General features: G+C 63.0%; 13 protein-coding genes. 10 read left to right on the forward strand and 3 right to left on the reverse strand.

What is annotated here, in order from left to right; genetic code table 11:
* Positions 1 to 213 (forward strand): hypothetical protein (locus EJI00_RS25285; RefSeq protein WP_221885064.1); only part of this gene is annotated, 213 nt, incomplete at its 5' end.
* On the opposite strand, the gene EJI00_RS23910 is transcribed toward EJI00_RS25285, so the two are convergent.
* The 3 genes from EJI00_RS23910 to EJI00_RS23920 all read right to left on the reverse strand — a co-directional run bounded on the left by EJI00_RS23910 (position 185) and on the right by EJI00_RS23920 (position 1,937).
* Positions 185 to 682, reverse strand: a complete 498-nt coding sequence (locus EJI00_RS23910; protein WP_221885065.1) for a DUF2165 family protein — start codon at positions 680 to 682, stop codon at positions 185 to 187. The genes EJI00_RS25285 and EJI00_RS23910 overlap by 29 nt on opposite strands.
* Positions 679 to 996: a hypothetical protein gene (locus EJI00_RS25160; RefSeq protein WP_185868200.1), complete on the reverse strand. Its 318-nt coding sequence runs from the start codon at positions 994 to 996 to the stop codon at positions 679 to 681. The genes EJI00_RS23910 and EJI00_RS25160 overlap by 4 nt, the downstream gene beginning before the upstream one ends.
* A 101-nt stretch (positions 997 to 1,097) precedes the next feature.
* Complete coding sequence (locus tag EJI00_RS23920; protein WP_126749964.1) at positions 1,098 to 1,937, reverse strand: DUF4377 domain-containing protein; 840 nt, start codon at positions 1,935 to 1,937, stop codon at positions 1,098 to 1,100.
* Positions 1,938 to 2,596: 659 nt separating this feature from the next.
* On the opposite strand from EJI00_RS23920, the gene EJI00_RS23925 reads away from it, so the two are divergent.
* The 9 genes from EJI00_RS23925 (at position 2,597) to EJI00_RS23965 (ending at position 13,842) form a co-directional block, all read left to right on the forward strand.
* Positions 2,597 to 3,217, forward strand: coding sequence for a hypothetical protein (locus EJI00_RS23925; protein ID WP_126749965.1), 621 nt, complete (start codon positions 2,597 to 2,599; stop codon positions 3,215 to 3,217).
* Positions 3,218 to 4,354: 1,137 nt separating this feature from the next.
* Entirely contained in the window at positions 4,355 to 5,614 is a 1,260-nt protein-coding gene (locus EJI00_RS23930) for a sarcosine oxidase subunit beta family protein (protein ID WP_126749966.1), read from the forward strand.
* A gap of 1 nt (position 5,615) precedes the next feature.
* The gene (locus EJI00_RS23935) at positions 5,616 to 5,924 is read left to right on the forward strand and encodes a sarcosine oxidase subunit delta (protein WP_126749967.1); all 309 of its coding nucleotides are present in this window, start codon (positions 5,616 to 5,618) and stop codon (positions 5,922 to 5,924) included.
* Entirely contained in the window at positions 5,921 to 8,917 is a 2,997-nt protein-coding gene (locus EJI00_RS23940; RefSeq protein WP_126749968.1) for a sarcosine oxidase subunit alpha family protein, read from the forward strand. The genes EJI00_RS23935 and EJI00_RS23940 overlap by 4 nt, the downstream gene beginning before the upstream one ends.
* Entirely contained in the window at positions 8,910 to 9,560 is a 651-nt protein-coding gene (locus EJI00_RS23945; protein ID WP_126749969.1) for a sarcosine oxidase subunit gamma, read from the forward strand. Before EJI00_RS23940 ends, EJI00_RS23945 begins: the two co-directional genes overlap by 8 nt.
* 10 nt (positions 9,561 to 9,570) lie before the next feature.
* Complete coding sequence (locus tag EJI00_RS23950; RefSeq protein WP_126749970.1) at positions 9,571 to 10,845, forward strand: serine hydroxymethyltransferase; 1,275 nt, start codon at positions 9,571 to 9,573, stop codon at positions 10,843 to 10,845.
* A gap of 11 nt (positions 10,846 to 10,856) precedes the next feature.
* A complete protein-coding gene (locus tag EJI00_RS23955; RefSeq protein WP_126749971.1) occupies positions 10,857 to 11,828 on the forward strand; it encodes a dipeptidase in 972 nt (323 codons plus the stop codon).
* Complete coding sequence (locus EJI00_RS23960; protein WP_126749972.1) at positions 11,828 to 12,733, forward strand: glycine betaine ABC transporter substrate-binding protein; 906 nt, start codon at positions 11,828 to 11,830, stop codon at positions 12,731 to 12,733. The genes EJI00_RS23955 and EJI00_RS23960 overlap by 1 nt, the downstream gene beginning before the upstream one ends.
* A gap of 71 nt (positions 12,734 to 12,804) precedes the next feature.
* A complete protein-coding gene (locus tag EJI00_RS23965) occupies positions 12,805 to 13,842 on the forward strand; it encodes a haloacid dehalogenase-like hydrolase (protein WP_126749973.1) in 1,038 nt (345 codons plus the stop codon).
* Positions 13,843 to 13,896 lie beyond the last annotated feature (54 nt).

Below are 13,896 nucleotides of genomic sequence, written 5' to 3' on the forward strand. Positions count from 1 at the left end.
GCCACTGACGTGGAATTGCGCGACACGCGGATTGGCGCTACCGGCCCGATGGCTCCAATCCCTGCCGGCATGTTCCGAAGTATCCCGAAAAAGGCAAAGCACGTCACGCGTGCGCTGGAGATCGGCCCCGATCTGAACAACAACGATTGGGCGACTCAAAAAGGAGGCGCCTCCAAGAAGAATGTCAGCCCAGATCGCCGTCCGGCTGATTGAGAAAAACCAGCACGCCCAGAATGGCTGCGTAGAACCTTAAGGCGGCCTCTTGACCATTCCATACCTTGGATTGCCACATCAGGAACCATTCGCCTCCCACCACCATGAACCCGAAGAACCAGACCAGGAAGCCGGCCGTGGCCCCGACAATCGCCCACTTCTTGGCGGAATTGAAGACCGATCCCGCAGCGCGCCTGGCGCGCCACATCGACACCGCGCCCAAGGCCAGCAGCGCGCCGCTCAGAGCCTCACCCAAGATGATGGCGCCATACCCCGCATGCCACCACGCTGGATTGGAAATCGCGCGGTACATGGCGGCGTTGCCGCGGAAGGTGGTGTCCATGCTGAGCACATGCTGCACGAACGCGAAGTTCGAACCGTAGTCTGTGACATTGTTGAATGCCACCAGCCATGCGAATGCGGCCAGCGCCAGGACCATTGCGGTCTTGGCGTTCCTTGTGGTGATCATTGCATCTCCCCATTTTTCTTTCCTGCGCCGAGATATCGAACAGGATGCTGTATTGTGTCCATGCACCCTGCGCGTGTGAAGAGTTGTCCGTGATCATGCGAACCAGAATTGAATTGACGCAAACTGCTCGACGACATGCGGCCATGCATGGAATAGAAGTCGTGCTGCGCGCACTGGCCCTCGACGCTCGCGCGCAGGTGGGTGACGTGGTGGAACTTGACCTCCCTGCTGGGCGGAATGCGTTCGTCATTCGCGCCCGCCGCTGGGTAGTCGTTGCTGACGGCGAACAGACGCTGGTCTTCGAACTCGATCATCCTCCCCGGCATTGATCGCTCCGGCGTATTGCAAATCCACCCTGCGATTCGAACTCTGCTCCGGCGTCACGGCCGCCGGGCGGCAACGGCGACATCTGCACTCATCGTGCGGCCGCCTCCGATTCCACCACCATGTCCAGCACATACACATGAGATGAAGCATCGGCCGGCGCGGGCGCGGGCTCGGGACGCTGGAAACGCTTCACCCGCAGCACATCGCGCGTTCCCTCGACGTGGGTATACCCTTCAATGCTGTCGTAAAAGTATTGCCATGCGCCGGGCGAACCCAGCGCAAGGCCTTGGGCATCGTAGCGCCGCTCGCGCACCTGCAGGCAGTTCATGAGCATCATCCCCTGGCAAGCCTTGCGCCGCGGCGCCACTTCCAGGAACATCAAGATCGCCTTGCCATAGCGCTTTTCCGGCGTGGGCTGTCCCACGAAAACCAGGCGGGACTGGTCGGAAGCGCTCACCTGCAACCGCGGAGCGTCGGGATCGTCTGCAGTCAATTGCAGCTGAAGCGGTTGCGCCAGCAGGGCGACCAGGGCCGCATCGGCTTGCATCAGCGCCGGCGCGCAAGCCCTGCGCGTGGAGGACAGTCGCGGCGCCGTCATCACGCTATCGGCGGTGATTTCGTAGGCTCCGCCGAACTGGTTGCAGCCGCCCTGCAAATCGAGTTGCGCATCGGGCCGGAAATTGAGTGACACGGGGCGCTCGGCCCGGAACAATCGTGCATCGCCCGGGAGTCGGGATTGGACACCGAACGCCGATTCCAATGTCCATTGATAACCCGGAAGCACGGACTCCCATTTCCGCGCGTGCGCAGGAGTCCTCTGCGTTGGATCGAAGGTGCACGCCAGCAATCCCAGCGTCAACACGGCCGCAGAAAAGCTGAGCCAGCGCCCAAGCATGCTCGCATGCGAAACATCGCGGCCTGTCGCCATGGTTATGGTTGCGGCGATGAAGCCACGGTATCGAGTGGTGCAACTGTGGACGGCGTCGGGGGAAGCTCCGAGATCAGAACGAGTGCAATCCCGAAAGCTGTGACAACAATGGCCGTCTTCATGTTTTTTCCTGTAGTAACCACGGCCATAGCGGTGCGCGGCAGGATCCTATGCGCCGTCACTGGGCTTGAGGTTGCACCATGTGTGCGAAATGCCCGGAACAGGCGATTCGGAATAGCGTCCACGCACGATGGCAATGCCAACCGTGAAAGAGTTCATCAAGTTCGAGATGCGGACTCCTGCGCATCGACGCTGGCAGCTCTGACCTGGCAATGGTCAACCACAACTGATCGGGCACGCAGATCCCCGCACGCATCAAGCCGTGCACAGGCAATGCCGCCTGCGAACAACGAAGTAGAGCGAAAAACGGTCGAAAAATGCAGCAAAAGCCTGTCGGTCTTTCCCTGCAAGCTCGACAGGCACGGGAAAGGCCAGATATCTTCAATCGCAGAAACGGGAACACTTCGCCTCAGCCCGGTCCTCGACGCAATCAAACAAGCGGGCCGGGCCGATTCAACTCTTGCAGGTGAAGATTAGAGACAGGGGCGTAAAAAATGAGTAACCCGACCCAGTTTTTGGAAGACAGAGGGAATCGATCCGTGAGCAATTCCCATATGCGGCCGGCTTCAGTCGCCCTTGCGCCAGACGACTTTCCTCACGCCATCGCACTGCATGCAATCTACAAACGCAACTTTGCCGGGGCCGGCACGGCCGATTCGCCGTACGTCGGCGGCTGGGTGGTTGACGGCCGCAGCCTCGGGAATGACGCCGAGGCGAATGCCTGGCTCCGGAGCCATGGCTTTCACGCGCGCGGACGACGCTGGTATCGCCAAGACATGACGTTGGGTGGGTTTCTGCAACTGCGGGCTTGGGCCCGCAGTGCCGTGGGGGCCTCAGAACCCATTCTGTCGCGCACCCCGGGAGCATGGAAGCTGCGTAGAACAAGCATTGTCTCGGCCCAAGATGACGATATCGAGATTGCCCAGGTTCTGACCGACGATGAAATCGACGCAGATGGCAATCTGATGGGACGCGGGCTGGCCGATGGGAAAGTCCTTGCAGCCGCGCCGATGATGCTCACCACCCTGGAAACACTCGCTTCAGATGAGCGAGTCCCTGCGGATCTTCGCGGGTATGCGCGGCATGTGGTGGCAGTCGCCACCGGCACCGACAAGCCTGGCACTATCGAATCTGTGCGCAAGAAAACGTCTTTCGCCTAAGGGTCGAGTCGGTTAGCCCGGAAGATGGCCGAAGAGTGATCGGTGGCATCGAGCCGATTCGGATCAATATTCGGCTCGATGGAAGGACACCGCAACGCGCCTTTCGCATGACTTCGGCGCCAACTTTCCGCACCGGCCGCTCTCACACTCTGTGCGCAAGGCACCCACGATTGCGGTTGAAAGAGGCCGGATACGCGCGCTGTTCACAAATCACTTCGTGTTGACCTTTGAAAATTCGCCCGGCTTCACAAACCGACGGGCAGTGACATACGGCACAGCTTGTGGCGCAGCGACCGGAGCTCTCGCGCAAGAACGAGCAGGATCGGCAACCATAGTGCCGGGTTGACCCATCACACATCTGATTGCCATGAGTTCCAAGCCTTCCGCCCCTCTCTCTCCCGAGCTGCTCCGGGTGCTGCGCGCCGTTGCGCACACCAATCTTTCGGTGTCCAGCACCATCGCCCTCTATGCCAGGTGCAATGCGCATGAGCCGCTGGTCGCACTGCGTGAATGCGGCTACGTGCGAGAACACACCGCACGCCAGAAGAACGGCAGCCCGACGATGACGTATTCGATCACCGCCAAGGGCAAGGAGATACTTCATCAGATGGAAAATGAATCGGATATCGAGTCCATCCCGGCGTTGGCCGCCGCTCCAAGCGCGCCCCCCCAGAGGGGCTTATACCGGCGCCGAGATGCGGATGAATGCAGACCGTCCTGGCGCAATGGATGCTTTTCGCTATCCCAGCCGGGTTGGCAGCAGGCTGCACCACCGCGATGGCTCGGTGACCGGGCTCTCGCCAAAAGAGCCGGCCGCCGATCGGAAGACACCCAAGGCCTGAATCGAATGGTGCCAGGGGCATGGCGCCAAATCCGCCACTGCCATCGAAGCGGGCTCGCCTTTCCCTCTTTCGTTGCTTCGCAAAACCGCTGCGCACTTGCTCAGCGAGTCGGCACTGGCGTGCACGCACTCGGCGCCGACGCGGTCTTCGCCGCATCCCTTCGATCCGTCCGTCTTTTCACAACCAGATTCGACATCATGTCGAATTTGGACAAGTGTGCGTCTGCCCGACGCAAGCCCGCGCAGCAGGGACATCCAACAATGAACCCAGATTCATTGGACCCCCACGAGAACACATGCGCGGCCAAAACTACTCTCTCTGGAGCCTGCTCAGGCACGGCTTCAGAAACCATCAGACCTGGGAACCAGCCTGGGAACGGGTGGCGCTGAAGTCGGCCTACGACGTAGTGATCGTCGGCGGCGGTGGGCATGGCCTGGCCACGGCCTACTACCTCGCCAAGAACCACCCGCAGGTCGGCCGCATCGCGGTGCTGGAAAAGGGCTACTTGGGCGGCGGCAACACGGCGCGCAACACCACCATCGTGCGCTCCAACTACCTGTGGGACGAATCGGCGCAGATCTATGAACACTCGCTCAAGCTGTGGGAAGGCCTGACCGAAGACCTGAACTTCAACGTGATGTTCAGCCAGCGCGGCGTGTTCAACCTGGGCCACACCCTGCAGGACATGCGCGACATCGAGCGCCGCGTCAACGCCAACGCGCTGCAAGGCATCGATGCCCATGTGCTGAACGCACGGGAAGTGAAAGAAAAAATTCCGCAACTCGATTGCAGCCGTAGTCGCCGCTATCCGGTGCTGGGTGCCAGCTGGCAACCGCGCGCCGGGGTGGCGCACCACGATGCAGTGGCACGCGGCTTCGCCCGCGCCGCCAGCCGCTTGGGGGTGGACCTGATCGAAGGCTGCGAAGTCACGGGCATGGACATTCAGGCGGGGCGGATCCGCGGGCTGCAGACCAACCTCGGCATGGTCAAGGCCGAGCGTGTGGGTTGCGTGGCTGCCGGGCACTCGTCGGTTCTGGCCCACATGGCCGGGCTTCGCATGCCGCTGGAAAGTCATCCTCTGCAGGCCTTCGTGTCCGAATCGATGCAGCGCGTGATCGACACGGTGATCATGTCCAACGCCGTGCACGGCTACCTGAGCCAGTCCGACAAGGGCGAACTGGTGATCGGTGCCGGCATCGACAGCTACCTGGGCTACGGTCAGCGCGGCAGCCCGCACGTGATCGAACACACGGCGGCGGCCATCATCGAACTGTTCCCCCAGTTCTCGCGGGTACGTATGAACCGCCAGTGGGGCGGCATCGTGGACGTGACACCAGACGCCTGTCCGATCATTTCCGCAACCGCGGTGCAAGGCTTGTACTTCAACTGCGGATGGGGCACCGGCGGCTTCAAGGCCACCCCCGGCTCCGGTCATGTCTTTGCCCACACCCTGGCAAACGATACGCCCCACCCGCTGGCGAAAGCCTTCTCGGTCGACCGTTTCCATACCGGCCACCTGATCGACGAACACGGCGCCGCGGGCGTCGCCCACTGACATGTTTTTATTGCATTGCCCCCATTGCGGCGAACCGCGCGACGAGGAAGAGTTCAGCAACGCTGGCGAAGCCTACATCGCCCGTCCCGCCCATCCCGACGCCGTGGATGACGCGGCCTGGGGAGACTACGTCTTCATGCGCAAGAACACCAAGGGTTGGTTCTGGGAACAGTGGCAGCACACCGCTGGCTGCCGCAAGGTGTTCGCCGTCAAGCGCAACACCGCCACATACGAGGTCGCCGGCAGTTGGACGCTGGCCGAAGGCAAGGCCCTGTTTCTTGCGGACATGGCGAAGGAGCAGCCAGCATGAGCGGCACACGGGTCATACAACCAGGCGCGCGCATCGACACCACGCGCCAGATCAGTTTCAGCTTCGATGGCCGCAACTACACCGGTCACCCCGGCGACACACTCGCCTCGGCGCTGCTGGCGCAGGGTGTACGGCGTATGGCGCGCAGCTTCAAGTACGGGCGGCCGCGCGGCATCATCGGCGCCGGCGCGGAAGAGCCCAATGCACTGGTGCAACTCGGTGTGGGCCCGCTCACGACACCGAACGTCAAGGCGACCCAGGCCGAGCTCTACGACGGCTTGAGTGCCCGCTCCACTTCGGGGTGGCCATCGCTGGACTTTGACCTCAAATCGATACTGGGCCAGGGCGCGCGCTTCATGCCAGCGGGCTTCTACAGCAAGACCTTCAAGTGGCCACGTCGACTATGGCCGTTGTACGAAACCGTGATTCGCAAATTTGCCGGTTTCGGCGCTGCCCCCAGCACACCCGACGCCGAACGCTACGACCACCTGCATCATCACGTGGACGTTCTGGTGGTGGGCGGCGGCGCATGCGGTCTGCTGGCCGCGTTGCAGGCTGGACAGACCGGCCTCAAAACCCTGCTGGTGGACGAGCAGAACGAACTGGGCGGCTGGTTGCTGTCTGATCCAGCGGCACGCATCGACGGCCGCGACGGCAATGCCTACATCCGCTCGGTGCAAGCGGCCTTGCGTAGCCTGCCTCATGTCACCGTGCTGACCCGTACTACTGCGTTTGGCATGTACGAACAGAACCTGGTGCAGGCGGTTGAACTGATGCAGGACCACATCGCCCCGGCCGAACGCCAAGCCCGCCTGCCGCGCCAGCGCATGCACAAGATCCGTGCCCGCCATGTTGTTCTGGCCACCGGCGCCATCGAGCGCCCGCTGGTATTTGGCAACAACGATCTGCCGGGCGTGATGACGGTGTCCGCCGGCCAAACCTTTCTGCACCGCTATGGGGTGTTGGTTGGCCAGCGCGTGGTGATCTGCGGCACCAGCGATCTCGCCCACGACTGTGCCGAGGGTTTGGCCAAAGCCGGCGCCACGGTCATCGTGGCCGATGTGCGTCATGGTGCGGTCGCGCGCAACAGCAGCTACACGGTGATGACCGGTCATGGCATCGCCGAGGCGACCGGCCGCGGCGAAGTCAAGGGCGTGCGCTTGGTGCCCCTGCACGTCACCCGCGACGAAGCGACAGGCACAGGCACGCACATCGCGTGCGACGTGGTGTTGAGCTCGGGCGGTCTGTCCCCTACCGTGCATCTGTTCTGCCATGACGGCAGTCGTCCGCAATGGGACGAATCGGTGGCTGCATTCGTGGCGCCGTGCGCCGGGCGCAAGGGCGTGGCGTGCGTGGGTGCGGTCACGGGCGCGTTCGAGCTTCCGGCAGCGCTGGCGCAGACCACGCAGGCCATGCAACAGGTGCTGGCAGCATGCGGCAAACACGCGTCGTTGCAAACGCCGGCCTGCGTCCAGCACCGGCGGCTGGCCGCTCGGCCCATGTTCCGTTTGCCCGATGGAAAAGCCGAAGGCGCCGGCGCCAAGGCCTTCGTGGACTACCAGAACGACGTGTCCGCCGCCGACATCGAGCTCGCCGTGAGGGAGAACTATCACTCCATCGAGCACGTCAAGCGCTACACCGCGCTGGGCTTCGGAACCGACCAGGGCAAGCTGTCCAACGTGAATGGCTTCGTCATCACCGCCCGCGCGTTGGGACGTCCGGTGAACGACGTCGGCACGACCACCTACCGCCCCGCCTACACCCCCGTGAGCCTGGGCGCGCTGGCCGGGACCATGACGCAAGACTGCTTCGACCCCAGCCGCTACACCGCGCTGCACGCAGCCCACGTGGCACGTGGCGCCGCGCTCGAACCGGTAGGCCAATGGCTGCGTCCCTGGTATTTCGCGAAGACCGGTGAGGATCTGCATGCCGCCGTGAACCGTGAATGCTTGGCAGCCCGCCACGGCGTGGCGGTGATGGACGCCTCCACCCTGGGCAAGATTCAGATCGACGGCCCGGATGCGCGGGAGTTTCTGAACCGCATCTATTCCAACGCCTGGACGCAGCTGGCGGTGGGCAAATGCCGCTATGGCCTGATGCTCGACGAAAACGGCATGGTGATGGACGACGGCGTGACCGCCTGCATCGAGCAGAACCAGTTCTACATGACCACCACCACCGGCGGTGCCGCGCGGGTGCTGAACTGGCTGGAGCGCTGGCACCAGACCGAATGGCCCGAACTCAAGGTGTGGATGACGTCGGTAACCGACCACTGGTCGACCATCGCCCTGGTCGGCCCCAAGGCACGGGCGGTACTGGCCAAACTGTGTACTGACATCGATCTGTCGGCCGAAAATTTCAAGTTCATGGACTGGCGCGCCGGCACCGTGCACGGGCTGCCCGCCAGGGTCTTTCGCGTCAGCTTTTCCGGCGAGCTTTCGTACGAACTGAATGTCGAATCCGGCTACGGCCACGCCTTGTGGGAGGCCGTGATGGCCGCTGGGGCCGAGTTCGACATCACACCCTACGGCACCGAAACCATGCACGTGCTGCGGGCCGAGAAGGGCTTCATCATCGTCGGCCAGGACACCGACGGCTCGATGAGCCCGTTGGATCTGGACATGGGCTGGGCCGTGGGCATGAAGAAGGCGTTCAGCTTCCTCGGAAAACGATCGCTGGCCCGCAGCGACACCGCCCGCGGCGGGCGCAAGCAACTGGTCGGCCTGCTGCCCGAAGACCCGGCCGTCGTGCTGATCGAAGGCGCGCAAATCATGGAAAGCGCCGACATCGGCAGTCGCAACCAGATGCTGGGCCATGTGACTTCCAGCTACCACAGCGCCTTTCTGGGCCGCTCCATCGCCATGGCCGTCGTCGCAGGCGGCTTGCAGCGGATGGACCAAATCCTGTACGTGCATGCCCACGGCCAGGCCACGCCGGTGAAGGTGGCGGCCAGCGTATTCGTGGACGTGAAAGGCGATCGTCAAAATGTCTGATTCCTCGAGCCTGCTGCAGTCCCCACTGCACGCCTTTGGCCTGTCGGCCAAGGCAGCCATCCCCACCGAGCAGAACCGCGTGGTGTTAAGCGAGTTGAGTCATCTGGGCTACCTGGTGTTGCGCGGCAAGGCCGACGACGCGGTATTCATGCACGCCGTGGCCAGTGTCCTGGGCCGGCCCCTGCCGACCCAACCGATGGCGGTATTGCTCACGGGCCGCGGCGTGGTGTTGTGGTCGTCGCCCGACGAATGGCTGCTGGTATGCAAGCGCTCCGTCCGCGACACGCTGCTTGTAGACCTAACCGCCACGCTGCGAGATGTATTTTCCCAGGTGGTGGACAACAGCGGCGGGTTCACCACCCTGCGCCTGACCGGGTCCGATCACCTGATGCTGCTGCGCCAACTCGGCCCCTACGATTTTGAAAGCCTGGCGGTTGGCCGCTGTGTCAACACCGTCATGTCCAAGGCAGGCCTGACCGTGGTCCGCACCGATGAGGCTGGTGTCCTGCTGGTGTTCCGCCGCAGTTTTGCCGACTACATCTGGCGCCTGCTGGAACGCACCGCGCAGCCGTACCGACCGTGCCTCGCCGATCCAGCGCAATGTGCCGATCCGTTGTTCGCCCCCTTGTTTGAAATCGTTTGAAAGGCCACCCATGCCAACTGAATCTTTCTTCTCCGCAGGCGTCGCCCAAGCCGATTCGGCGGTGCATACCGCAATGGCCCACGAGATGCGGCGGCAGCGCGAACAGATCGAATTGATCGCTTCGGAAAATATCGTCTCCCGCGCGGTGCTGGAAGCCCAAGGTTCGGTGCTGACCAACAAGTACGCGGAAGGCTATCCGGGCAAGCGCTACTACGGCGGTTGCGAGCACGTGGACGTGGTCGAGAGCCTGGCGGTCGAGCGCCTGCGCCAGTTGTTCGGCTGCGAGTTCGCTAACGTGCAGCCGCACTCCGGCGCGCAGGCCAACACGGCCGTCATGTTGGCGCTGGTGCAGCCCGGCGACACCGTGCTCGGCATGGCGCTCTCCGCGGGCGGACATCTGACCCATGGCGCCAAGCCTGCCTTATCGGGTAAATGGTTCAAGGCCGTGCAATACGGCGTGCGCCGTACCGACTCGTTGATCGACTACGACGAGGTCGAAGCGCTGGCGGTCGAACACAAGCCCAAGCTGATCATCGCGGGCTTCTCCGCCTACCCGCGCACCATCGACTGGGCGCGTTTTCGGGCAATTGCGGACAAAGTCGGTGCGCTGCTGATGGTGGACATGGCCCACGTGGCCGGTTTAGTCGCCACCGGCGTCTACCCCAGCCCGGTGCCGCATGCGCATGTCACCACCTCGACCACCCACAAGACCCTGCGCGGCCCGCGCGGCGGCGTGATCCTGACCAACGACGCCGAGATCGCCAAGAAGATCAATTCGGCCGTGTTCCCCGGCTCGCAAGGCGGGCCGTTGATGCACGTGATCGCCGCCAAGGCCGTGGCCTTCGGCGAAGCGCTGCAACCCGGGTTCAAGGCTTATACCCAGCAGGTCGTGGCCAACGCCAGGGCCTTGGGCGCGGTGCTCAAGGCCGGCGGCCTGGATCTGGTGACGGGTGGCACCGACAACCATCTGCTGCTGGTCGATTTGCGGCCCCTGGGCTTGAAAGGCAACGAAACCGAAATGGCCCTGGAACGCGCCGGCATCACCTGCAACAAGAACGGCATCCCGTTCGACGACGAAAAACCAACCGTCACTTCCGGCATCCGCGTCGGCACGGCGGCGGGCACCACGCGCGGCTTTGGCGTGGTCGAGTTCGAAGAGGTCGGGCGCCTGATGCTCGAGGTCTTCAACGGCCTGAAGACCCACCCCGTCGGCGACGCCGCGCTGGAGGCCTCGGTATACGCCCGCGTCAAGGCCCTGACCGCACGCTTTCCTCTGTACGCCTGAAAGGCCCCACCATGAGCACCCTGCACCAGGACGCACTGATCATCGACGGTCTCATCATTTCCAAATGGGACCGCTCGGTTTTCGAGGACATGAAAAAAGGCGGCATCAGCGCCGCCAACTGCACTGTTTCGGTGTGGGAAGACTTCAAGGGCACGGTGGCCAACATCGCCCACATGAAGCGACTGATACGCGACAACGGCGATCTGCTGACCCTGGCGCGCAGCACCGCCGACATCGAACAAGCCAAGAAGGACGGCAAGACCGGCATCGTGCTGGGTTTCCAGAACGCCCATGCGTTCGAGGATCAGCTGGGCTATATCGAGGCCTTCCACGACATGGGCGTGCGCGTGGTCCAGCTCTGCTACAACACGCAGAACCTGATCGGCACCGGCTGCTATGAGCGCGACGGCGGCCTGTCGGGCTATGGCCACGAAGTGGTGGCCGAGATGAACCGCGTCGGCATCATGGTCGACCTGTCGCACGTGGGCGCCAAGACGTCCGAAGAAGCCATTCTGGCGTCGAAGAAGCCGGTTACCTACTCGCATTGCCTACCGGCCGGCCTCAAAGAACACCCGCGCAACAAGAGCGACGCGCAGCTCAAGTTCATTGCCGATCATGGCGGCTTCATCGGCGTGACCATGTTTCCGCCTTTCCTCAAGCGCGGCATCGACGCCACGGTGGACGACTACGTGGAAGCGCTGGACTATGTAATCAATCTGGTCGGGGAGGATTGCGTGGGCGTCGGCACCGACTTCACCCAGGGTTACGGCGACGAGTTCTTCGAGTGGCTGACGCACGACAAAGGCGTGAACCGCCGCCTGACCAAGTTCGGTGTTGTCCAGAACCCGCAGGGCATCCGCACCATCGGAGAAATGCCCAACCTGACCGCCGCAATGGAACGCGCGGACTGGCCGGTGCGCAAGATCGCCAAGGTGATGGGACGCAACTGGCTGCGTGTGTTTGGTGAAGTGTGGGACGTGTGATGACGCCCGCACGCACCATTCTCGCTCGGCAACGCCGCCGCCTTCTGACCGGCGCCTTGGGGCTGTCCGCACTGGCGGCCTCGAGCCCGGCGGCATGGGCCCAGGCCCCGACCAAGCCCACGATCAAGATCGGTTTCGTCGAGGGTTGGGCCGACAGCGCGGCCACCACCCACGTTGCCGCGGCCATCATTCGCGGGAAGCTGGGCCACCCGGTGGAACTGGTTCCACTGGCGGCCGGCATCATGTGGCAAGGTGTGGCGCGCGGCGACCTGGACGCCACGCTGTCGGCCTGGCTTCCCTTCACGCACGAGGCCTATCTGGCCAGCTTCAAGGACAAGGTTCAGATCCTGGGCGCCAATTACCCCGGCGCCAAGATCGGCCTGATCGTGCCTGACTACGTCAAGGCGACCAGCCTGGCGGACATCAACAGCTTTCGCGCCGATTTTGACAACCGCATTGTCGGCATCGACGCAGGTGCGGGCGTCATGAAAAAGACCGAGGAAGCCATCAAGGCCTATGGGCTGAAAATGCGCCTGTTGCCCAGTTCAGGGCCGGCGATGACAGCTGAACTCGACCGCGCCTATCGCGCCAACAAGTCCATCGCCGTGACCGGCTGGATTCCGCATTGGATGTTTGCCAAGTACAAGCTGCGCTTCCTGGCAGATCCGAAAAACATCTACGGCGCCGAGGAGCACGTGGACAGCGTCATTCACCCGGCACTGAACTCCAAGGCCCCGGCCGTCGTGGCTTTTTTGAAGAAGCTGTCGTGGAAGCCCGAAGAAATCGGCGGCGTGATGCTGGCCATCGAAGGCGGCGCCAAGCCCGATGCCGCCGCCGAAAAGTGGATCGCTGACAACCCGGCGCGCGTGGCCGCCTGGCTCGGCCAAGTCCCCTCGGCGACCTAGGCCTCGCGGCGCTCTTCCACAAAGACATCGCGATGTTCAAGACAAACACTCTTTCCGGAAGATGGGTGCCGATGATTCTGGCCCTCGGCCTGTGCCTGGCATCTTTCGCCCAAGCCCAGACCAGGCTGGAGCACTGGCCACCCGAGGCCGCGGCACAGCTCGAGGCCATGATCGAACGCCACGCCAACACGGGCGCGTTTGCGGTGTTCGATGCCGACAACACCACCTACAACAATGATCTGGAAGAAGCGCTCCTTCCTTTCCTGGAAATGAAGGGAGTCCTGCGTCGCGACAAACTGGCTGCGTCGTTACAGCCGATTCCGTTCAAGGACATCGACGGCCACAAGGAAAGCCTGCACAGCTATTACCACCGCCTGTGCGAAATCGACGACCAGGTGTGCTACCCCTGGGCCGCTCAGGTGTTTTCGGGCTTCAGCTTGCGCGAGCTCAAAGGGTGGGTCGACGAAATGCTGGCCTCGGACCAGGCCATCCCTGCGAACTACTACGAAGGCACGACGCTCAGGACCCTCGCCGTCCAGCCGCCGAAGTTCTACACCGGCATGCAGGAGCTTTATCGCAAGCTGATGGAAAACGGCATCGAGGTCTACGTGGTGAGCGCGGCCAGCGAGGAATTGGTACGCATGGTCCTGGCCGATCCGAAGAACGGCTACGGCGCCAAGCCGCAGAACGTGATCGGTGTCGGCCTGCTGCTCAAGGACCGCCGAACCGGCGAGGTCACCAATGCGCGCAAATTGATTGCCGCCAAGAAATACGTTCCGGAGGCCTTGCTCGACCATGAGCTGACCTCCTCCCTGTGGGCGCCGATGACCTGGTTCGAGGGCAAGCCGGCGGCCATCCACACCTACATCGACGAATGGAAGAAGCCCATTCTGGTGGCCGGCGACACCCCCGCGAGCGACGGACCCATGTTGTTTCGCGCCACCGATGTCGAACACGGCGGCCTGCGCGTGTGGGTGAACCGCAAAGACAAGTATCTGGTGCAAATCCAGGCCATGCAGAAGCAGCATGCCGAGGCCCAGAAGGCCCAGGGCCTGCCCGTGACGGCCGACCGCAACTGGATCGTCGTGAAACCGGACCAGATCCAGTAAGCCGGCCGCACTGGTTTCTTTCGCGTCTTCGCCCTTCCCCACCCTTTTGCGTCG

The sequence above is a fragment of the Variovorax sp. DXTD-1 genome (genome assembly GCF_003984625.1).
In the GTDB taxonomy this organism is placed as follows: Bacteria; Pseudomonadota; Gammaproteobacteria; order Burkholderiales; family Burkholderiaceae_C; genus Variovorax.

Bases quoted from the DNA above. Each gene is read 5' to 3' on its own strand.
- EJI00_RS23910 (WP_221885065.1), bottom strand. From the start codon at position 682: ATGATCACCACAAGGAACGCCAAGACCGCAATGGTCCTGGCGCTGGCC.
- EJI00_RS25160 (WP_185868200.1), bottom strand. From the start codon at position 996: ATGATCGAGTTCGAAGACCAGCGTCTGTTCGCCGTCAGCAACGACTAC.
- EJI00_RS23920 (WP_126749964.1), bottom strand. From the start codon at position 1,937: ATGGCGACAGGCCGCGATGTTTCGCATGCGAGCATGCTTGGGCGCTGG.
- EJI00_RS23930 (WP_126749966.1), top strand. From the start codon at position 4,355: ATGCGCGGCCAAAACTACTCTCTCTGGAGCCTGCTCAGGCACGGCTTC.
- EJI00_RS23935 (WP_126749967.1), top strand. From the start codon at position 5,616: ATGTTTTTATTGCATTGCCCCCATTGCGGCGAACCGCGCGACGAGGAA.
- EJI00_RS23940 (WP_126749968.1), top strand. From the start codon at position 5,921: ATGAGCGGCACACGGGTCATACAACCAGGCGCGCGCATCGACACCACG.
- EJI00_RS23945 (WP_126749969.1), top strand. From the start codon at position 8,910: ATGTCTGATTCCTCGAGCCTGCTGCAGTCCCCACTGCACGCCTTTGGC.
- EJI00_RS23950 (WP_126749970.1), top strand. From the start codon at position 9,571: ATGCCAACTGAATCTTTCTTCTCCGCAGGCGTCGCCCAAGCCGATTCG.
- EJI00_RS23955 (WP_126749971.1), top strand. From the start codon at position 10,857: ATGAGCACCCTGCACCAGGACGCACTGATCATCGACGGTCTCATCATT.
- EJI00_RS23960 (WP_126749972.1), top strand. From the start codon at position 11,828: ATGACGCCCGCACGCACCATTCTCGCTCGGCAACGCCGCCGCCTTCTG.
- EJI00_RS23965 (WP_126749973.1), top strand. From the start codon at position 12,805: ATGATTCTGGCCCTCGGCCTGTGCCTGGCATCTTTCGCCCAAGCCCAG.